Consider the following 19,113-nt stretch of genomic DNA (forward strand, 5'->3'; position numbering starts at 1 on the left):
TGCCGTTGTTCACACCGTCTCGGTCTGGGCCTGCGCTTGAGTCGTCAGCCGGGGCAAGGCCTGGTTCCGGGCGTCGAACAGATGACAGTGCTCGGCGTCCAGCGCCAGGCGGCAGGCGCTGCCGGCCGGTGGGGCGGCGTCCTGGCCGCCCAGCTTGACCGCGATGGGCTCGGCCACGCCGTCGGCCTGGACGTAGACGATCTGCACATCGCCCAGGTGTTCGACCAACTGCACCGTCGCCGGCACGCCGGCGTCGGCGAAGCGCAGGTGTTCGGCGCGCACGCCCAGGGTGGCGGCGTCGCCGGCGCGGCCCTGGAAGGGCAGGCTCAGCCGGTGGCCGCCGGGCAGTTCCAGCGCCAGGCCGGCCGGGCCGTCCGCGGCGATGGCCGCCGGCAGGAAGTTCATCTTGGGCGAGCCGATGAAGCCGGCGACGAAGCGGTTGGCCGGGCGCTGGTAGAGCTCCAGCGGCGTGCCCACTTGTTCGATGCGGCCGGCGTTGAACACGGCGATGCGGTCGCCCATGGTCATCGCTTCCACCTGGTCGTGGGTGACGTAAATCATGGTGCTGCCCAGTTCCTTGTGCAGACGCGCCAGTTCGATGCGCATCTGCACCCTGAGCGCGGCGTCCAGATTGGACAGCGGCTCGTCGAACAGGAACACCTCCGGCTTGCGCACGATGGCGCGGCCGATGGCCACGCGCTGGCGCTGGCCGCCGGACAGGGCCTTGGGTTTGCGGTCCAGCAGGTGTTCGATCTGCAGGGTCAGCGCCGCGCGGTGCACGGCGGCGGCGATTTCCTGCTTGCTCTTGCCGGCCAGCTTGAGGCCGAAGGCCATGTTTTCCCGCACCGTCATGTGCGGATAGAGCGCGTAGCTCTGGAACACCATGGCCACGCCGCGCTTGGACGGCTGGATGTCGTTGGCGAGCTGGCCGCCTATCCACAGTTCGCCGGCGCTGATGTCTTCCAGGCCGGCGATCATGCGCATCATCGTGGATTTGCCGCAGCCGGACGGGCCGACGAAGACCATGAATTCGCCGTCGCGGACGGCGAGGTCGACGCCGTGGATGACCGCGTTGCCGTCGTCGTAGACTTTTTTAATATTGCTGAGCTTGAGGTGGGCCATATCGAATCCTTTTAGTGCAGGCGCGCTGGCAGCGCGCCCGCGGCGTCTATCTCGCCGGCCAGCCATTGGGCGACGGCGTCCAGCGCCGCGTCGGCGAAACCGTAGCTGATCAGCGCCGGCGCGTCGAGATCGGCGGCGGCGTAGGGGTTCCACAAGGCCAGGTGTAGATCCGGCCGCCATTCGGCGCGCTCGCGCGCGCCGTAGCGTTCGCGGGTGGTGGAGGCGACCACGGTGTAGCGGCCGTCCTGAGGCAGCCGGCGCCAGTCCAGTTCCTCGCGCCGCTGGTAGCGGATCACTTCCAGGCTGAAGCGGCGCGACAGCTGGGCGATCAGCCGAGCGATCAGCGCGTCGGCGGACAGGCCGGCCTCGGACACGCCGTCGGACGGCGCCTGGTCCTGCACCACCAGGCGCAGCGTGGCGCCGGCCGGCGGCCGTTGCGGCTGGCCGTGGGCGGTCAGCGCGCGGCGCCAGGCGTCGGCGAACAAGTCGGCGTCGGCGGCGCGCTGCGCCGCGTCGTAATCGCGCTGACGGCTGGGGTAGCGCCGGATCAGCGCGTCCACGCGCGCGGCCGCTTCTTGCAGCCGCGCCTCGCTCAGCCGGCCGGCGGAGACGGCGGCTATCAAGGCCTGCTTGCTCTCCTCCATTTCGTCCGGGAATTGCAGCACCAGGCTGAGGTCGGCGCCGGCGGCCAGCGCCTGCGCGCTGCCCTGGGCCTGGCCCCAGCGTTCGCGGATGGCCTTCATATTCATGCCGTCGGTGATCACCACGCCCTGGTAGCCCAGCTGCTCGCGCAGCAGTTGCTGCAAGATGGCCGGCGACAGCGTGGCCGGCCAGTCCGCGTCCAGCGTCGGAAAGCGGATGTGGGCGCTCATCATGCCGGGGGCGAGGTCGGCCAGCGCGGCGAACGGCGACAGTTCGTAATCGCGCAGCTCGGCCTTGGGCTTGTCCACCACCGGCAGGTCCAGGTGGGAATCGGTATGGGTGTCGCCGTGGCCGGGGAAGTGCTTGACGCAGCAGGCCACGCCTTCGGACAAATGGCCGTTGATCCAGGCGCGCGCCAGCCGCGTCGCCTTGAGCGGGTCCTCGCCGAAGGAGCGTTCCGAGATCACCGGATTGGCCGGGTTGTTGTTGAGGTCCAGCACCGGGGCGAAGTTCCAGTTCACGCCCAGGCTGGCCAGGCCGCGCGCCACCGCGGCGCCCACTTTCTCGGCCAGTTCGGCGTCGTCCACCGCGCCCAGCGCCATCGCCGACGGCGCCGCCGGCAGGAACAGGGTGCGCATCACAGCGCCGCCTTCCTGATCCATGCCGATCAGGATGTCCTCGCCCAGCGCGCATTGCAGATCGGCGATCAGCCGGCGGATGCTGGCCTCGTCCGGCACATTGCGGCGGAACAGGCAGATGGCGCGCGCGCCCAATTCTTGCAGGAAGGCGGCTTCCTCATCACCCAGGCGAGGGCCGGCCACGTCCACCATCAGCGCCTGGCCGGCCAGTTGTTGCAGGGTATCGCTCATTTGACGGCTCCATCGAATCCGCGCAGGAAGTAGCGCTGGGTGAACAGGAAGACCAGCAGGATGGGCAGCACGGTCAGCACCGCGCCGGCGGCCACCACCCGGGTCTTGAAGCTGAAGGCGCCGGACAGGTAGAGCACGCCCACCGACAGCGGGAATTTGTCCGGGCTGGACATCACGATGGACGGCCAGATGTATTGGTTCCACGCCGACACCATGGTGAGTATGGTCAGCGCCGCCAAGGCCGGGCGCGACAGCGGCAGCATGATTTTCCAGAAGATCTGCCAGTCGCCGGCGCCGTCGACGCGGGCGGCGTCGATCAGATCCTGCGGCACGGCTTCGAAGGCCTGCTTCATCAGGAAGATGCCCACCGCGCCCGCCAGCGTGGGCAGCACCACGCCGCTGTAGCTGTCGGTGAGCTGCAGCTTGGACACGGTGATGAAGTTGACCAGGAAATTGACTTCGCTGGGCAGGATCATGGTGGCGAGGATGGCGCCGAACACCAGCTTGCGGCCGGGAAAACGCATCCGCGCCAGCGGGTAGGCGGCCAGCGCGCTGACCAGCAGGGTGCCGGCCACGGTGGCCAGCGCGATGACGACGGAGTTCTTGTAGAAGGCCAGCAGATCGATGCTGGACACCGCTTCCTTGAAGTTGTCCAGGCCGGGGGCGCTGGGCAGCAAGGGCGGCGGGAAGGCGAACACGTCGCCCTCGGTGGACAGCGCGGTGACCAGCGTCCACCAGAACGGATAGACGGTGACGACGGCGATCAGGCTCAGCACCAGATAGTGCAGGCCGCGGCCGGCCAGCTTGCTCAGCCGGGCGCTGTGGCGGCGGGCGGCGGGCGCGGCGAGGGTGGCGGTGTTGTGCATGGCGTTTCCTTAAGCGTCGCGCGGCTGCAGATAGCGGAAGTTCAACCAGGCCAGCGCCACGCAGAACACCGACATCACCAGGCTGGCGGCCAGCGCGCGGCCGAAATTCAGCGATTTGATGCCGAACTCGTAGGCGTAGAACAGCGCGGTGTAGGTGGATTGCATCGGTCCGCCCTTGGTCATGATCTGCACCTCTTCGAAGGCCTTGACCGCGGCCAGCACCGACATCACCGAGCACAGCAGGATGGTGGGCGCCAGCAGGGGCACGGTGATGCGCCAGAAGCGCTGCCAGGCGTTGGCGCCGTCCAGCTGCGCGGCTTCGTAGATGTCGGCCGGCACCGCTTGCAGGCCGGCCAGGTAGAGCACCATATACCAGCCCAGGCCGCGCCAGACGGTGATGAACATCACCGCGAACAGCGCGATGCGGTCGTCGTTGAGCCAGCCCACCGGTTCGTTGATCACCCGCAGCCAGTGCAGCGCGGCGTTGAGCACGCCGTCCTCGGTGTACATGAAGTTCCAGATGATGCCGATCACCGATACCGAGGTGACCACGGGCAGGTAGTAGGCGGCGCGGAACCACTTGATCGCCGGCAGTTGGTTGTTGACCAGTACCGCCAGCAGCATGGCGATGATCTGGATCACCGGCACCACCAGCAGGTAGACGGCGGAATTTTTCAGCGAGGCCAGGAACAGTTCGTCTCCGAACAAATCGCGGAAATTGTCCAGGCCCACCCAGCGCGGACTGTCGATCAGATTGTACTGGGTGAAGGCGATGAAGCTGCCGAAGCCCACCGGCCAGAAGGAGAACGCCAGCATCAGCAGCAGCGCCGGGGCCAGGAACAGATAGGCTTGCAGCGTGGTCTTGGTGCGCATGGGCAGAACCTTGTGACGTAGCGGCAGGCCGGCGCCGGGATGCGGCGTCGGCCTGCGGGTTGCGGGGCGGCGGGGTCTGGGACGCCGCCGCGTTCAAGCGCGTATCAGAACCTGTTTACGATCTGCTGCGCGTCGTGAGACGTCACACGGTGAGTACCGCTTCGAAATGCTGATGTAGCACGCGTACATTCCGCTTTCTCAGCCGCAACGCCTTGTCTCGTCTTCGCTCGCGAGATCGTAAACACGTTCTCAGAGCTTGCCGCTCCAGAACGCCGCCGCCTCGTCCAGCGCGGCCTTGGGGTCCTGGCGGCCGGTGACGGCTTTTTCCACCGCGGCGGCCAGGCGGGCGGACAGCACGTCCGGATCCTTGACGCCGGCCAGGTAGATGGTGCGGGTCTTGTCCAGGCTGGCGGCGGCCACGCCTACGGCTTTTTCCGCCGCGCCGGCGTCATTGGCCACTTTCTGGAAGTAGGGATCCTGCGCCGCCTTGCGCGCGGTGGGCAGGGTGCCGGCCAGTTTGGCGAAGGCGAGCTGGTTGTCGGCGTTGGTCAGGTAGTTGCCGAACTTGCCTATTTCCGGCAGCAGCGCCTTGTTGACGTTGCGCGCCACGCCGAAGTTGAACATCCAGCCGCCGGCGGCGATGCCGGTGGGGCCGATGGGCGCCGGAGCCACCTGAGTGGACTGGTAGAGCTTGGGCGCTTCGTCGCGCACCCGGGTCAGCGAGGCCGGGGTGGTGACCAGCATGGCCATGCGGCCGCTGTTGTAGGCGGCGATGGACACCTGGAAGTTGTCCTGGGCGAACAGATTGTCCTTCAGCAGCGCGCCGGATTTGTAGGCGTCGCCCAGTTTTTTCAGCATGGCCACGTGGGCCGGGCTGTTGAACACCGGTTTGCCGTCCTTGAGCAAGGGTAGGCCGTTCTGGATCAGAAAGCCTTCGATCTTGGTGGGGCCCAGCGCCGGCGCGAAGCCGGCGACGCCGGTCTTGGCCTTGATGGTTTTGGCGTAAGCCAGCTGCTCGTCCAGCGATTTGGGCGGCTTGGCCGGGTTGAGGCCGGCTTTCTTGAACAGTTCGGCGTTATAGGCGATGACGTTGGCGCCGTTGTAGTGCGGGAAGGCGTAGACCTTGCCGTCGAAGGTCACGTCCTTGATCGCGCCGTCCACGTACTGGCCCTTGTTGATCACGCCGTCCAGCGGCTGCAGCAGGCCGCTTTGCTTGTAGTCGTAAGCCCAGGGCACGTTCAGGTTGACCAGGGCCGGCGGTTTGCCGGCGCCGACGGCGGCGGTGAACTTGGACTGGATCACGTCCCAGGGGTAGTCGGTCCATTTGATTTCGACATTGGGATTCTGGGCGTTGTATTTGCCGACCAGGTCCTTGAAGTAGCCGTCGAATTTGGGCGACAGGCTCATGGTCCACACTTCCAGCACCGGTTTGTCGGCGGCCAGCGCCGGCAGGGCGACGGCGCAGCCGGCGATGAGCAGGGCGGCGCGAGCGAAGGCGTTGAGTTTCATGATGGTTTCTCCTTGGAGGCCGGCGCTGGCGGGCGGCCAGTCTGACGGCGGGCTTGCTGTGTTGTTATGCCATTTGATTGGCGTTTTTCCGCATTGTGGCATTGAAGTGGTGTCAATGAAAGCGAGACCAGTTCAATGCCAGTGAGCCGACGGCCGGACGGGGGAGGAAGGGCCCCGGCCGGCCGCGCGGATCAGAAGGTTTTGCTGTAGGAAGCGATCACCTTGACGTCGTTGCGGTCGGATTTGCCGTAGAAGCCGTCGGTGCGCAGCCAGGCCGGGTAGACGCCGATGCTGGCGCCCTTGAACATGCCGCTTTGCACGCTGTAGCCGATGCTGAAGTCCACCTCGTGCGCCTTGGTGTCCGCCTTGCCCGAGTTTTTCATTCCGGTGGCGTAGTTGCCGGACAGGCCCACGGTCAGGCCGGGCACGCCCACCTTGGCCAGGTCGTAGTTGACGCCCAGCTTGTAGACGGTGGTGCCGTCCCAGACGAAGTCGTCCAGCTGGCCCCAGGTCTGGATGAAGTTGCGGTTGTCGCTATTGCCCCACGGCGTCATGCGGAAGTTCAGTTCGCCGGAGTCCGGGGCCTTGGTGTAGCCCAGGCCGCCCATCAGCGTCCAGCCGTTGGTGGCGTAGCTGACGCTGCCGCTGGCGTGGTATTCGTTCTTGGGGTTCTGGATGCCGGAGAGCTGGGTCTGGTACTTGCCGGTGAAGTAGTAGCCGGTGGCGGTCAGCTTGTCGTCGCCGTTGAGCTGCCAGGAGTAGGAGCCGGCGATCTGGGCGTTGCGGCGGTAGTCCTTGCCTTCGCCTACGCCGACGTCGACGAAGCCGTTCTTGGGCGCGTAGCGGAAGCCCAGGCTGTTGACGTAGTCGACGCGCTTGGCGGTGCTGCCGTTGCTGCGGCCCTGTTCCCAGGAGTTGCTCATGTCGCGGAAGCGGGTGTCCCATTCGTTGCGGAACTGGTCGGCCCAGCCGTAGCCCACTTCGAAGTCGCCGAACTTGTATTTCATTTCCACGCCGCGGTAGGCGTGGGATTGCAGGCCGCCGGAGGTGCCCAGGGTGCCGATGCCTATCGGGGTGTAGCCGGCGCGGGCGGAGAAGCCCTGGCCGTCCTCGTGCTGGCGGAATTTCAGCGCCGCCTGGCTCAAGACCGCGGCGCTCTTGTCCACGCCGCCGGGCTGGGAGCTGTCGTTGACGTCGTGATTCAGCACTTCCGACCAGCCTTTGCCGCTGTCCAGGCGGATGGCGGCGTGGGCGGCGGCGTCGAAGCCCAGCTTGTTCCAGGCGTAGCCGGAGCGGAAGTTCAGGCCCAGGTTGAGCGCGTTGACGGTGATGTCGTCGCGGTTCTTGCCATTGGGCGGGGCCGGCCAGTCCGCCTGGCGGTTGCGGCCGTAATAGATGGCGCTGACGGTGGTTTCGGACTTGGTGATCAAGTCGTAGACGTCCACCGGTTCGAAGGTGGACGGCGCGCCCTGGGTGGGCGAGGTGTCGTTGGTCGGAATCGAGTCTTCCGCCGCCATGACGACACAGGGCAGGGCGGTCAACAGCAGTAGGGCAAGCTTGGTCGGCTTAGGCATTTCAGTCACTCCAATCACGTGGCGACACCTCTGGCGGATGTCCTGCGCTAAAACTATCTGGTCTTTTACTGGTTCTCAATTGGTATCTCATTGGTATTGCAAAATAATTCGTCATATTGTTGCAATGCTGCCATGCACATGGGTTTGCTGGAAGTAGCCGTTCTTTGACGTCAGATGGACGCTGAATGCGAATGAAAGGCATCTGCTTTTTGTTTTTACGAACAAAATTTGGAGCGCCAACGAATGATTGGCCGTGGAGGCTATGCGTTTTCAGTCGCGATAGCGTGTGTGGGCGCGTAGAATGTTCGCTTGTCGACATTGCTGCTATGCAGTATGACCTTGAGGCCAAGTTCGGCTCCGGCTGACCCATAGGCCACCGGCCATTGCCAGACTAAAAAAAAGCCTGGCAAGCGCCAGGCCAAGTGCGGAGAGGAGGTAAGCGGCGCTTCAGCCGGCGGCCGCCAGCGAATGGCCGGTCTGCAGCGGCGTTTCGCCGCCCTGGCTTTGACCGGCCTGAGGCAGGGTGAAGTAATTGATGCTGGATTGCAGCTCGTGCGACATCTGTTCCATCTGGCTGGCGGAGTCCGCGGTCTGGCTGGCGGCGGCGCTGGTTTCCTCGGACATTTGCGCCACTTTCTCCACATTGGCGGCGATGCCGGTGCCGGCGGCCTGCTGTTCGTGCAGGGACACCGAGATCGCGCTCAGCGATTGCTTGACCCTGGCCACCTTGTCGTTGATGCCGGTGATGGCGGCGCGCGCGTCGCTGGCCTGTTGCAGCCCCACTTCCATATGGTCCACGGTGTGGTGGATGTTCTGCACCACGTGGGCGCTGCTATCCAGCATTTCGCGGATGCTGGCGCCGATTTCGGAGGTGGATTGGGCGGTGCGCTCGGACAGTTTGCGCACTTCGTCGGCCACCACGGCGAAGCCGCGGCCCTGTTCGCCGGCGCGCGCGGCCTCGATGGCGGCGTTCAGCGCCAGCAGATTGGTCTGGTCCGCCACGTCGCGTATCACCTGGATCACGTTGGCGATCTGCTGCGAGCGGCTGCTCATCAGGTCGGCCTGGTCTTGCGAGGCGCGCGCCATGTCGGCCACCGATTCTATGGTGTGCAGGGTCTGGTCGATGATGGATTCGCCGCGGGTGGCCAGTTCGCCGGTGGAGACGGATTCGGTGGCCACGTCCGTGGTGTTGTCGTCCACCGAGCAGATGCTGACCGACAACTGTTCCACCGACGCCGACATCGACGAGGCGGCGCGAGTCTGTTCCTCCGCGCTGGCGGCCACCTGCTCCGCCGCCGCCGCCAGTTCCGTGGCGTTGGCGCTTAGCTGGCTGATGATCTGCTGCATGGCGCGCACCATGCGGATCAGCCCGCTCTGCATCCGCGCCATGGAGGCGATCACGCTGTGCTGATCGCCCGCCTTGACCTGCAGTCTTTGGCTGAGGTCGCCGTTGGCGATGCGTTCGGTCAGCGCCACCACGTCGCGCGGCTCGCCGCCCAGCTCGGCCATCAGCGAGCGGATGATGATCAGCGACAGCACGGCGCCCAGCGCCACGCCGCAGATCAAGAGCGCGATGGCGACGGCGCGGCTGGCGGCGGCGCGTTCCTGCGCCTTGGCGAACTCTTCCGCCGCCACCCGCAGCTGCAAGTCGATCAGCGCGGCGATGCGGTTGGCGATGGGATCGATGGCCGGGTACATTTCCTTGTCCAGGAAGAGCTGCATCGCGGCGCGGTCCCCGGACTGGGCCAGGCTTTTGAGCCGCGCCACGCTGGCGTCGGCCTGACGCATCGCCGCCTCGGCCTGGTCGGCCAGGGTTTTTTCCTCGGCGGTCAGATAGGTGGCGCGGTAATCGCCCCATTGTTTTTTCAGCGCCGCCTGCGCGGCGTCGATGCCGCCTAGAAAACCGGCGGCGTCGATGGCGCCGGCATGCAGCTTGTGCGCGCCGTCCACAATGCCCACCGCGTAGCTGTCGGCCACGGTTTTCAGCTGCTTCAGGCAGACCACCCGGTCGTTGTAGGTGGTGGCGAAGTCGTCGAGTATGCCTTTTTGCGCATGTTGGCCAAACAGGCTGATCAGGATGGTGATGGCCAGCAGGGCCGCGACGAGCGCGCTTAGGCGCTGGGCGATGGTCAGGCGGTTGAACATGACGCTCTCCGAATTGGTTTTTGCATGCATAAAACCGATTTTGACTATTTGGAGGTGTAGTCGCGGCATGTGACGGCGGCATGGCAAGGCCGTGAACCTGGGGGTTTAACTTAAAAGCCGCTGCTGCAAAATTCTACCTATAACTCCATGATTCCGTTATAATTCCGCCCCTTTGCGGCCGCCATCGCCCGACGCGGCCACCTATACTAAATGTCAGGAAACGCCATGAGCCTGTTGTCGCACCAGATCGAGTTGCTATCGCCCGCCAAGACCGCCGAAATCGGCCGCGAGGCCATCTTGCACGGCGCCGACGCGGTGTACATCGGCGGGCCCAGCTTCGGCGCGCGCCACAACGCCTGTAATAGCGTGGAGGACATCGCCGGCCTGACCGCGTTCGCCCACCGCTACCACGCGCGCATCTTCGCCACGCTCAACACCATCTTGCACGACGCCGAGCTGGAGCCGGCGCGCAAGCTGATCTGGCAGTTGTACGACGCCGGCGTGGACGCGCTGATCATCCAGGATATGGGCATCCTGGAACTGGACCTGCCGCCTATCCAGCTGCACGCGTCCACCCAATGCGACATCCGCACGCCGGAAAAAGCGCGTTTCCTGTCCGACGCCGGCTTCTCCCAGGTGGTGCTGGCCCGCGAGCTGACCATTCCGCAAATCCGCAAGGCGGCGGACGCGGTGGGCGACGACGCCACCATCGAATACTTCATCCACGGCGCGCTGTGCGTGGCCTTCTCCGGCCAGTGCTATATCAGCCACGCCGACAACGGCCGCAGCGCCAACCGCGGCGACTGCTCGCAAGCCTGTAGGCTGCCGTACACGCTGACCGACAAGGACGGCGGCGTGGTGGCTTTCGACAAGCATTTGCTGTCGATGAAGGACAACAACCAGAGCGCCAATCTGGAGGCCTTGCTGGACGCCGGCGTGCGTTCCTTGAAGATCGAGGGCCGCTACAAGGACGTGTCCTATGTGAAGAACATCACCGCCCATTACCGGCTGCTGCTGGACGAGATCATCGAGCGGCGGCCGGAGCTGGCGCGCGCCTCCAGCGGCGACAGCGAGATCTTCTTCGCGCCGGACCCGGACAAGACCTTCCACCGCGGCGGCACCGACTACTTCGCCACCGGCCGCAAGATCGACATCGGCGCCTTCGATTCGCCCAAATTCGTCGGCGTCGGCCTGGGCGTGGTCAGCAAGGTGGGCTCGGACTGGCTGGAGATCGCCACCGGCGAAACCATGAGCAACGGCGACGGCATCAACTTCATGAAGAAGCGCGAAGTGGTGGGCGTGCAGGCCAACACCGTGCAGCAAGTGGGCAAGACCGCGGACGGCGAGCTGTTGTGGCGGGTGTTTCCCAACGACGTTTCGGTGCTGGCCGGCCTCAAGCCGGGCGTGGACATCAGCCGCAACCGCGACCACGCCTGGGAACTGGCGCTGCTGAAGAAGTCCGCCGAACGCAAGGTGGGCGTGTGGATGAGGCTGAGCGAAAACGCCGAAGGCCTGGAACTGAGCATTACCGACGAGGACGGCGTCAGCGCCTCCGCCTGTAGCCCGCTGGCGCTGGAGCCGGCCAAGGACGCCGACAAGGCGCTGGCCGGCCTGCGCGACAATCTGGGCAAGCTGGGCAACACCATGTTCGTCGCCCACGAGGTGACGCTGCAGCTGTCCCAGCCGTGGTTCGTGCCGGCCTCGGCGATCAACGCGCTGCGCCGCGACGCCATCGCCCGGCTGGAGGCCGCGCGCTTGCAGGCCTGGCCGCGCCAGCCGCGCAAGGCGGCGCTGGAGCCGCCGGCGCCGTATCCGGAAAAGACGCTGAGCTATCTGGCCAATGTCTACAACAACCTGGCCTGGCAGTTCTACCGCAAGCACGGAGTGGAGCTCATCGACGCCGCCTACGAAGCGCACGAGGAAGAGGGCGAGGTCAGCCTGATGATCACCAAGCACTGCCTGCGCTTCTCCTTCAATCTGTGTCCGAAGCAGGCCAAGGGCGTGAAGGGCGTGATGGGCCAGGTGCGCGCCGATCCGATGACGCTGAAGTCCGGCAACGAGACCTATACGCTGAAGTTCGAATGCCGGCCCTGCGAGATGCATGTGATGGGCAAGATGAAAAAGCACATCCTGAAGGCGGCGCCGCCGAGCGAAGTGCCCTACACCGCGCCCCTGACCTTCTTCAAGCAGCGTCCGCAGTCTTGAGCGCTGGATTGCCGGCCTGAAACGGCCGGCGCGCCGATTGCGGCGGCGGCGGGGAGGCGCGTAAAATGCGCCTCTTTCCTTTTTTCCTATTTGGAACAATCCTTTAATAGACGATCGCCGGTCACGCCGGCAGCACGGGGAATCAAACGTGGCCGACATCGAGCGCCTGGACACCTGGGTCAAATACAAGAACGGTTTATGCGAGGACTGCATGGGCAGCTGCTGTTCCATGCCGGTGGAAGTGCGGCTGCCCGATCTGGTGCGCATGGGCGTGGTGGACGAGTTCGAGTTGGAAGAGCCGATCAAGAACATCGCCAAGCGTCTGGAAAAGCAGCGGCTGATCCAGCATTTCAATTTCAAGCGCGAGCTGTTCACGCTGGCGCGGCGCGCCAACGGCGATTGCATGCACCTGGATCAGAAGACCCGTTTGTGCACTATCTACGAGCGGCGGCCCAATACCTGCCGCAACCATCCCAAGGTGGGCCCCAAGCCGGGCTTTTGCGCGTATACCCGCAATCCGCAGAAGATCGCCTTCCATCGCAACACCGCGGCGTGAACGCTGTTTCACGTGAAACCCTCCGTTGATTCGACTGGATCGTCATGAACCCCATTTATCCTTTATTCGCTTTCCTCATCGGCGTCGTGGTGCCGCTGCAGGCCGCCATCAACAACCAGCTCAAGGGCGTGCTGGGCAATAGCACGTTATTGGCGGCGCTGGTGTCGTTTTCCGTGGGCAGCCTGTGTCTGGCCGGCCTGGCCGTTGCCACCGGTCAGAAATGGCAGGATTTGGCGCAGTTGGGCCGGGTAGAGTGGTGGATGTTGCTGGGCGGCGCGATGGGGGCGATGTTCGTGTTCGGCACCACCTTGCTGGCGCCGCGGCTGGGCGTGGTGGCCATGCTGTCCCTGGTGATCGCCGGCCAGGTGTGCGTATCCCTGATGTTCGACCGTTTCGGCTGGCTGGCGATGCCGCTGCGCGAGGTGAACGCGCCTCGGCTGCTGGGCGCGGCGCTGGTGGTGGGCGGGGTGTTGTTGGTCAACTTCGGCGACAAGTGGTTTGGACGCGCTTGAGTGATGGGCGGGGAGTCAACACGCTAAAAACGGCAGCCGGAGGCTGCCGTTTTTCTTGGCCGGCGCGCGGCGCTTACTTGGGTTGCGGCTTGGCCATCGGACTCATGCGGCGGCCCATCTGGCCGTGCCATTGGTCCATCACCTTCTGTTGCTCCGGCGTCAATTGGGCGTAGAAGGTTTTCAGCGCGTCCAGGCGCTTCTGCATCGCGTCCTGATGTTGTTTCATCATGTCCAGCATACGCTCCATGCGCTGCGGCGCGGTGTCGCCGGCCTGGGGCTTGGGCGGCATCGTCCGTTCGCCCGGCTTCATCGAGGCGGCGAAGGTTTTCCAGGCGGCTTCCTGGTTCGCCTGCAGCTTCAGTTGATCGTGCAACCCTTGCAGGTGGCGCGCGGCCATGGCTTCGCGCTGGGCCGGGTCCATGTGGCGGCCTTTTTCCATCATCGGCATCGGGCTTTGCGTCGGGGCCTCGCCGGCGGCCAGCGCGGAACCGGCAACGCCGGCGGCCAGCAGCGTGGCGATCAGCATGGGCTTGAACAGCTTGGTCATGATTGAAGACTCCTACCGAGGTTGATCATGCAGCCAGTATTGACCACGGATGTCTGGCAAGTGTTGCGGCTAGGGCGGGGCTTGTTATCGAGTGTTAACCGGGCCGGCCGGCTTAGCAGTTTGCAACAATGCGCGGAGAGATGTCGTCGGGGCCGGCTGCTTAAGGTTCTATCCTGCCGGCGAGGCGATTAAGCGATGCTTAGAGTCTGTTCAAAGCCTGCTGCGCTTGGTGAGACGCGACCGGCCCATCTGCCGTGGGCGCCTTCCGCTTTCTCAGCCGCAAGGTCTTGCCCCGATCTTGCTCGCGAGGCTTTGAACCGCTTCTTAGTTGTGGGGCTCGTTGCCTTGGCCGGCCTGCAGTTTGCGCATCGGCCCCTGGCCTCGGCCGCCCATCAGCGGCGGGCTGTCCTGGTCCATGATTTTTTGCTGCTCGGGCGTGAGCTGGCCGTAGAAGGATTTGAGCGCTTCCAGCCGCTTTTGCAGGTTCAGCAGGTGGCGCTGCGCCATCAGCACGCGCTGCTCCATGCGCTCGGGCGCGGTGGACGCGTTTTCGCAAGGCGGCGGCGGGCCGGGGCGGGTGGCGCTGGCGAAGGCCAGCCAGGCGGCTTCCTGCGCCGGCTGTATCTTGAGCTTGTCGTGCAGCGCTTTCTGGTGCTGGGCGATGAAGGCGTCGCGCTTGGCCGGGTCTATCTTCCACGACCGGCCGGCGAAGTTGCCCATCGGCGGGCATGCGGGCTCCGGCGGCGCGGCTAGAGCGGCGCCGGCGACGAGGCTGGCGAGTATAAAGGGTATCTGCGGTTTCATAGGCGGGCCATTCCATTGATGGCTGCGACGCGGGCGGACGGCATCGGCAGGATCACTCCATTATTCTGGATGGCGACTGTCAATTAAGTATGAGTTGGCCGGGGTCAATTGTTACCAAATGTAAAGCCCGTCCGCAAGCGTTTTGCCTACGGGCTTTTTCCCGACCGGCGCGGGGATTTGAACTAGAGTGAATTGCGGCATTCCCTTATCGTCGCCGGAGCGTTTTCGCATGAGCCTGCCTGACTCTTCATTTCCTTGGTTCTCCACGCTGGGCGCGGGCGGTTTGAACGGCGCCTTGGTGGAATATTGGATCGATGCCTGGCAGCGTTCCGTGCTGTATTGCGATATTTTGCGCCAGCGCGGCGACACCTATCTGGAGCACGCCGCCTCCGGCCACCCGCCGGTGCTGGTGTTCGACTACGACATCATCGTCGACGGCCGCGAACTGGAGCAGCCGGTCAATTACGCCTTGTCGGCCATCCGTCCGCCGGACGGCTGCCCGAAACCGGACCCGGCCAAACGGCCTTTCGTGGTGATAGACCCGCGCGCCGGCCACGGGCCCGGCATAGGCGGTTTCAAGATGGACAGCGAGATCGGCATCGCGCTGCGCCAAGGCCATCCTTGTTATTTCGTGATGTTCTTCCCGGTGCCGGAGCCCAAGCAGACGATTGAATGCGTGTGGCGGGCCGAGAAGATCTTTCTGCAAAAGGTCAATCAACTGCATCCGCACAGTTCCGGCAAGCCCTTCGTCATCGGCAATTGCCAGGGCGGCTGGGCCTTGGCGATGCTGGCGGCCACCGCGCCGGAGCTGGTGGGCCCCATCCTGCTGGCCGGTTCGCCCTTGTCCTACTGGGCCGGCGTGGCCGGCAAGAATCCGATGCGTTATTCCGGCGGCCTCTACGGCGGCACCTGGATGGCCTCCCTGGCCGGAGACCTGGGCCACGGCCAGTTCGACGGCGCCCACCTGGTCAGCAATTTCGAGCAGCTGGACCCGGCCAACACCTACTGGAAAAAGCCTTACACCCTGTACGCCAAGGTGGACAGCGAGCGCGAACGCTTTCTGGAGTTCGAACGCTGGTGGGGCGGCCACTATCTGCTGAACAAGGCGGAAATGGAGTGGATTGTGCAGAACCTGTTCGTCGGCAACCGGCTGAGCCACGGCGAGGTGACGCTGGAGCAGGGGCGGCAGGCGGTGGATTTGCGCAATATCCGTTCGCCCATCGTGGTGTTCGCCTCCTGGGGCGACAACATCACGCCGCCGCAGCAGGCCTTGTTCTGGATCGCGGATCTGTACCACAGCGTGGAGGACATCCGCGTCAATGAGCAGACCATCGTCTATTGCCTGCACGAACAGGTGGGCCATCTGGGCATTTTCGTGTCCGCCGGCGTGGCCAACAAGGAGCACAGCGAACTGGCCAGCGCGCTGGACCTGATCGACGTGCTGCCGCCCGGCTTGTACGAGGCCATCATTACCGATACCCACCCGGAAATGGCCGGGCTGGAATATCTGCAAGGGCGCTATGTGATCCGCTTCGAGCCGCGCGACATCGACGACATCCTGGCCCTGGGCGACGGCCGCCAGGGCGAGGCCGCTTTCGAAGTGGTGCGTCGGGTGGGCGAGGTCAACCAGCAGTTGTACGACACCTTCGTCTCGCCCTGGCTGCGTTTGTACGGCAATGAGCACACCGCGCGCTGGTGGCGCGAAATGCACCCGTCGCGCCTGGAGCGGCGCTGGTTCTCCAGCCGCAACCCCTGGCTGGCCGGGCTGAGGCAATGGGCGGAGCAAGTGCGCGACGAGCGGCGGCCGGCGGCGGAGGACAATCCCTTCTGGCAATGGCAGCAAAGCTACGCGCGCTTGATGGAGACCGCGCTGGACGGCTGGCGCGACGGCCGCGACGCCTGGCAGGAACTGAGTTTCCGTAGCCTGTTCGAATCGCCGTGGAGCGCGGCGCTGACCGGCTTGAAGCCGCAGCGCGAATACGGAGTGCGCAAGGCGGACGGCAGCTGGGAGCGCAGCGAGATGCTGCGGCTCAAGCGCCAGGAGTTGGAGGCCCATTACGCCGAGGGCGGGCCGGTGGACGGCTTTTTGCGGCTGCTGATCTATGTCGCCATCGGCAACGGCGTGGTGGACGTGAGGCCGTTCAACGCCATCCGCCGGGTGATGCAGGAAACCGCCCTGGGCGAGGATTTGACGCTGGAGCAGTTCAAGCAGGCGGTGCGGCGGCAAACCTGGCTGGTGCGCAACGACGAGAAACGCGCGCTGGCGACGCTGGAGCATTTGCTGCCCACCGAGGAGCAGCGCCAGTTCTCGCTGGAGTTGGCCATCCTGTTGTTGCAGGCGGCCGGGCCCATCAGCGGCGAAAAACAACAGCGACTGGGCCGGCTGGCGCTGGCGATGGGCTTGGCGCAGCGGCACGCCGCTCCCGCCGCGGCCCCGGCGCCCGTCAAGCCCGCGCCCCAGCGCGCGCCGCGACAACGCAAGCCCAAGCCGGCCGCGTGAGGATGGCTTTGCGGCGCGGCGGGCGCAAGGTACACTGCGCCCGCCCAAGCCAGAAAACACGATCATGAACGCATCGCAAGCCAAGAACCCCACCCACGGCGTCACGTTGGAACAGATGCTGAACCAGCTGGTCGGCCACTACGGCTGGCCGGAGCTGGGCCGGCGCATCCAGATCCGCTGCTTCAATCACGATCCCAGCGTCAAATCCAGCCTGGCCTTCTTGCGCCGCACCCCGTGGGCGCGCCAGCAGGTGGAAGACTTGTTCGTGGCGCTGAAGACCCGGCCGCAGGCGGCCGCCGGTTCCGGAACGGACTCCCGTCCGCGGCTGTTTTCCAAAAAATCGTCCTGACGATCCATTGTCCCTGTCCACGGTTTGACGCTGTATTGCGTTATGGCGATGGGAACCCCCTATCGTCAGCCGGGAGCGTGAGATGGAACTGGAAATCAGCGTGGAAGCGGAGAAGAAGTACTTGAACAGCCTGGTGGCGCTGACCGTGGTGCTGCTGTCGGTGTTCATGGGACTGGGCAAGCTGAAGGACGACAATATCGTGCAGGCGCGCCAGCTCTTGAAGGCGGATGCCGTGGACGGCTGGTCCGAATACCAATCCAAGAAGATCAAACAGCATCTGGCGGAAAGCAGCCTGCGCCAGGCGCGTTTGCTGGCGCTGGCCAATCCGGCGGCGGCGGCGGCCTTGCGGCCGGAGCAAGCGACGATTCAAGGCGATATCGCCCGCTACGCGGCGGAGGCGCAGGCTTTGCAGCAGAAAGCCAAGGCCAAGGAGCAGGGCTTCGAGGAGTTGAACGCGCGCCATGAGCTGTTCGACGTCAGCGACGCCGGCCTGTCCATCGCCGTGGCCTGCGCCGCGGTGGCGGCGCTGGCCGCCAATTTCATCCCGCTCTTGTGCGCCTGGGCTTTTGGCGCGCTGGGCGTGTTTTTCTGGCTGGCGGGTTTCGCCGGCTGGAACATCCATCCGGGCTGGATCGTTTCCTTGCTGGGCTGAGCCGCCGAGGCTGCGGCCCTATCGGCGGCAGGGTTGCAACTGTCATCGATTTGGATCAGGCTGTCCGGGTTTTCCGCAATCCTGCGTTTTGTCCCGAGACATTCTGAACTGGAGAAAAGCGATGAAACTGTATTTTTCCCCCGGCGCCTGCTCGCTGTCCCCGCATATCGTGTTGTTCGCCAGCGGCCTGCCCTTCGATACCGAGAAGGTCAATCTCAAGGTTCAGCCGCATCTGACCGAGGGCGGGGTGGACTTCTCCACCATCAATCCGCGCGGTTATGTGCCGGCCTTGCAGCTGGACAACGGCGAACTGCTGGCCGAGGGCGTGGCCATCGTGCAATACCTGGCGGATCAGGTGCCGGCCAAGCAGTTGGCGCCGGCCAACGGCACGCTGGAGCGCTACCGGCTGCAAGAGTGGCTGAACTATATCTCCACCGAGGTGCACAAGGGCTTCTCGCCGCTGTTCTACCCCAATAGCGACGAGCTCAAGCAGCAGGCCTGGGACAAGCTGACCCGCCGCCTGGGGCTGGCGGAGCAGCAGCTGGCGAAAACGCCCTATCTGCTGGGCGAACGTTTCAGCGTGGCCGACGCCTATCTGTTCACCTGCCTGAACTGGGCGCAGTTCGTCCAGCGCTCGCTGGGCGATTTCCCGGCGCTGATCGATTTCCAGAAACGCGTGGCGGCGCTGCCCTTCGTGCAGCAGGCCTTGAAGGCGGAAGGCTTGCTGGAATAATTCCAAGTGGAACAGGAGTAAGTTCGCTGTTCCAGACAAGATCATGCCCGGCTTTAGCCGGGCATTTTTCATGGCGAGTGGATTTATACCGCCTCGGCCTGCAGGTGCCGCAGATACGCGTCCGCGCTGGCCTCGATCTCGGCGTCGCTCAGATCGTGCTCGGCGCCGTGCAGCGTGAAGCCGGGCAGCCATTCGGCGCGGAGGTAGCGGCAGGTCAGCTCGAACGGCCGCAGCACTTCCTCCATCCGGTACAGATAGCGGCCGTCGGGCGCGAAGTCCCGCTCGCGTATGCCGGTGGACACCGCCACGCTGATGCACTTGTCCCGCATGCGCCAGTCTTCCGGCCATGCGCCGATGGCGAAGCCCTCGTCCAGCACCTGGTCCTGCCAGGTTTTCAACAGCGGCGGCGAACTGAACCAGTACAGCGGGAATTGCAGCACGATGCGTTGGTGGCGGTTCAGCAGCGCCTGTTCGCGCGCCACGTCGATCTTGCCGTCCGGGTAGGCCTGATAGAGCGAGTGCACGGTGTAGCGCTCCGGATGCCGGCTCAGCGCGGCCATCCAGCGGCGGTTGATGCGGGATTGTTCCAGATCGGGGTGGGCAACGATGATCAGGGTTTTCATGGCGCTTCCTGTAAAATGGGAGAGGGCATGCT

17 protein-coding genes are annotated in these 19,113 nt (G+C 64.9%); 7 read left to right on the forward strand and 10 right to left on the reverse strand.

All coding sequences use genetic code 11. The annotated features are described in order from the left end of the window. Positions 1 to 9: 9 nt before the first annotated feature. The 7 genes from HQN78_RS19005 to HQN78_RS19035 form a co-directional block, all read right to left on the reverse strand. Positions 10 to 1,122 carry an ABC transporter ATP-binding protein gene (locus HQN78_RS19005; RefSeq protein ID WP_235085569.1) on the reverse strand — a complete coding sequence of 371 codons (1,113 nt, stop codon included), beginning with the start codon at positions 1,120 to 1,122 and terminating at the stop codon, positions 10 to 12. A gap of 11 nt (positions 1,123 to 1,133) precedes the next feature. Then, on the reverse strand, positions 1,134 to 2,633 hold the full coding sequence (gene nagZ / locus HQN78_RS19010) for a beta-N-acetylhexosaminidase (RefSeq protein ID WP_235085571.1): 1,500 nt from the start codon (positions 2,631 to 2,633) through the stop codon (positions 1,134 to 1,136). Next, entirely contained in the window at positions 2,630 to 3,499 is an 870-nt protein-coding gene (locus tag HQN78_RS19015; RefSeq protein ID WP_107801329.1) for a carbohydrate ABC transporter permease, read from the reverse strand. Before HQN78_RS19015 ends, nagZ begins: the two co-directional genes overlap by 4 nt. 9 nt (positions 3,500 to 3,508) lie before the next feature. Next, a complete protein-coding gene (locus HQN78_RS19020) occupies positions 3,509 to 4,372 on the reverse strand; it encodes a carbohydrate ABC transporter permease (RefSeq protein WP_235085573.1) in 864 nt (287 codons plus the stop codon). Between the two features lie 249 nt (positions 4,373 to 4,621). Then, positions 4,622 to 5,881 carry an ABC transporter substrate-binding protein gene (locus tag HQN78_RS19025; protein ID WP_227105885.1) on the reverse strand — a complete coding sequence of 420 codons (1,260 nt, stop codon included), beginning with the start codon at positions 5,879 to 5,881 and terminating at the stop codon, positions 4,622 to 4,624. A gap of 191 nt (positions 5,882 to 6,072) precedes the next feature. Beyond that, positions 6,073 to 7,455 carry an OprD family outer membrane porin gene (locus tag HQN78_RS19030; RefSeq protein WP_235085575.1) on the reverse strand — a complete coding sequence of 461 codons (1,383 nt, stop codon included), beginning with the start codon at positions 7,453 to 7,455 and terminating at the stop codon, positions 6,073 to 6,075. 447 nt (positions 7,456 to 7,902) lie between these two features. Further along, entirely contained in the window at positions 7,903 to 9,600 is a 1,698-nt protein-coding gene (locus tag HQN78_RS19035; protein WP_107801325.1) for a methyl-accepting chemotaxis protein, read from the reverse strand. A 225-nt stretch (positions 9,601 to 9,825) separates the two neighbouring features. On the opposite strand from HQN78_RS19035, the gene HQN78_RS19040 reads away from it, so the two are divergent. The 3 genes from HQN78_RS19040 (at position 9,826) to HQN78_RS19050 (ending at position 12,873) form a co-directional block, all read left to right on the forward strand. Next, complete coding sequence (locus HQN78_RS19040; RefSeq protein WP_235085577.1) at positions 9,826 to 11,805, forward strand: U32 family peptidase; 1,980 nt, start codon at positions 9,826 to 9,828, stop codon at positions 11,803 to 11,805. A gap of 211 nt (positions 11,806 to 12,016) precedes the next feature. Continuing rightward, complete coding sequence (locus HQN78_RS19045) at positions 12,017 to 12,361, forward strand: YkgJ family cysteine cluster protein (protein WP_256477448.1); 345 nt, start codon at positions 12,017 to 12,019, stop codon at positions 12,359 to 12,361. A 44-nt stretch (positions 12,362 to 12,405) separates the two neighbouring features. Continuing rightward, positions 12,406 to 12,873 (forward strand): DMT family transporter, encoded by a 468-nt coding sequence (locus HQN78_RS19050; RefSeq protein ID WP_235085582.1) that lies wholly within the window; start codon positions 12,406 to 12,408, stop codon positions 12,871 to 12,873. Positions 12,874 to 12,946: 73 nt separating this feature from the next. Here the strand turns inward: HQN78_RS19050 and HQN78_RS19055 are convergent, their stop codons facing one another. Both HQN78_RS19055 and HQN78_RS19060 read right to left on the reverse strand, forming a co-directional pair. Continuing rightward, positions 12,947 to 13,420, reverse strand: a complete 474-nt coding sequence (locus HQN78_RS19055) for a Spy/CpxP family protein refolding chaperone (protein WP_227105879.1) — start codon at positions 13,418 to 13,420, stop codon at positions 12,947 to 12,949. 324 nt (positions 13,421 to 13,744) lie between these two features. After that, positions 13,745 to 14,224 carry a Spy/CpxP family protein refolding chaperone gene (locus HQN78_RS19060; protein WP_107801321.1) on the reverse strand — a complete coding sequence of 160 codons (480 nt, stop codon included), beginning with the start codon at positions 14,222 to 14,224 and terminating at the stop codon, positions 13,745 to 13,747. A 229-nt stretch (positions 14,225 to 14,453) separates the two neighbouring features. Here HQN78_RS19060 and HQN78_RS19065 point away from each other — a divergent pair, with 229 nt between their 5' ends. The 4 genes from HQN78_RS19065 to gstA all read left to right on the forward strand — a co-directional run bounded on the left by HQN78_RS19065 (position 14,454) and on the right by gstA (position 18,458). Then, positions 14,454 to 16,724, forward strand: a complete 2,271-nt coding sequence (locus HQN78_RS19065) for a TerB family tellurite resistance protein (protein WP_235085584.1) — start codon at positions 14,454 to 14,456, stop codon at positions 16,722 to 16,724. Between the two features lie 64 nt (positions 16,725 to 16,788). Further along, complete coding sequence (locus HQN78_RS19070; protein ID WP_107801319.1) at positions 16,789 to 17,073, forward strand: VF530 family DNA-binding protein; 285 nt, start codon at positions 16,789 to 16,791, stop codon at positions 17,071 to 17,073. 82 nt (positions 17,074 to 17,155) lie between these two features. Continuing rightward, entirely contained in the window at positions 17,156 to 17,725 is a 570-nt protein-coding gene (locus tag HQN78_RS19075) for a DUF4337 domain-containing protein (RefSeq protein ID WP_107801318.1), read from the forward strand. A gap of 121 nt (positions 17,726 to 17,846) precedes the next feature. Then, a complete protein-coding gene (gene gstA / locus HQN78_RS19080; protein WP_107801317.1) occupies positions 17,847 to 18,458 on the forward strand; it encodes a glutathione transferase GstA in 612 nt (203 codons plus the stop codon). Between the two features lie 83 nt (positions 18,459 to 18,541). Here gstA and HQN78_RS19085 read toward each other — a convergent pair whose 3' ends face one another. Beyond that, positions 18,542 to 19,081, reverse strand: coding sequence for an NAD(P)H-dependent oxidoreductase (locus HQN78_RS19085; RefSeq protein WP_235085586.1), 540 nt, complete (start codon positions 19,079 to 19,081; stop codon positions 18,542 to 18,544). Between the last annotated feature and the right edge of the window lie 32 nt (positions 19,082 to 19,113).

Origin of the sequence: Chromobacterium sp. Beijing, from assembly GCF_021496765.1 — a bacterium.
Taxonomy (GTDB): Bacteria; Pseudomonadota; Gammaproteobacteria; order Burkholderiales; family Chromobacteriaceae; genus Chromobacterium.

Bases quoted from the DNA above. Each gene is read 5' to 3' on its own strand.
- HQN78_RS19005 (WP_235085569.1), bottom strand. From the start codon at position 1,122: ATGGCCCACCTCAAGCTCAGCAATATTAAAAAAGTCTACGACGACGGC.
- nagZ (WP_235085571.1), bottom strand. From the start codon at position 2,633: ATGAGCGATACCCTGCAACAACTGGCCGGCCAGGCGCTGATGGTGGAC.
- HQN78_RS19015 (WP_107801329.1), bottom strand. From the start codon at position 3,499: ATGCACAACACCGCCACCCTCGCCGCGCCCGCCGCCCGCCGCCACAGC.
- HQN78_RS19020 (WP_235085573.1), bottom strand. From the start codon at position 4,372: ATGCGCACCAAGACCACGCTGCAAGCCTATCTGTTCCTGGCCCCGGCG.
- HQN78_RS19025 (WP_227105885.1), bottom strand. From the start codon at position 5,881: ATGAAACTCAACGCCTTCGCTCGCGCCGCCCTGCTCATCGCCGGCTGC.
- HQN78_RS19030 (WP_235085575.1), bottom strand. From the start codon at position 7,455: ATGCCTAAGCCGACCAAGCTTGCCCTACTGCTGTTGACCGCCCTGCCC.
- HQN78_RS19035 (WP_107801325.1), bottom strand. From the start codon at position 9,600: ATGTTCAACCGCCTGACCATCGCCCAGCGCCTAAGCGCGCTCGTCGCG.
- HQN78_RS19040 (WP_235085577.1), top strand. From the start codon at position 9,826: ATGAGCCTGTTGTCGCACCAGATCGAGTTGCTATCGCCCGCCAAGACC.
- HQN78_RS19045 (WP_256477448.1), top strand. From the start codon at position 12,017: ATGGGCAGCTGCTGTTCCATGCCGGTGGAAGTGCGGCTGCCCGATCTG.
- HQN78_RS19050 (WP_235085582.1), top strand. From the start codon at position 12,406: ATGAACCCCATTTATCCTTTATTCGCTTTCCTCATCGGCGTCGTGGTG.
- HQN78_RS19055 (WP_227105879.1), bottom strand. From the start codon at position 13,420: ATGACCAAGCTGTTCAAGCCCATGCTGATCGCCACGCTGCTGGCCGCC.
- HQN78_RS19060 (WP_107801321.1), bottom strand. From the start codon at position 14,224: ATGAAACCGCAGATACCCTTTATACTCGCCAGCCTCGTCGCCGGCGCC.
- HQN78_RS19065 (WP_235085584.1), top strand. From the start codon at position 14,454: ATGAGCCTGCCTGACTCTTCATTTCCTTGGTTCTCCACGCTGGGCGCG.
- HQN78_RS19070 (WP_107801319.1), top strand. From the start codon at position 16,789: ATGAACGCATCGCAAGCCAAGAACCCCACCCACGGCGTCACGTTGGAA.
- HQN78_RS19075 (WP_107801318.1), top strand. From the start codon at position 17,156: ATGGAACTGGAAATCAGCGTGGAAGCGGAGAAGAAGTACTTGAACAGC.
- gstA (WP_107801317.1), top strand. From the start codon at position 17,847: ATGAAACTGTATTTTTCCCCCGGCGCCTGCTCGCTGTCCCCGCATATC.
- HQN78_RS19085 (WP_235085586.1), bottom strand. From the start codon at position 19,081: ATGAAAACCCTGATCATCGTTGCCCACCCCGATCTGGAACAATCCCGC.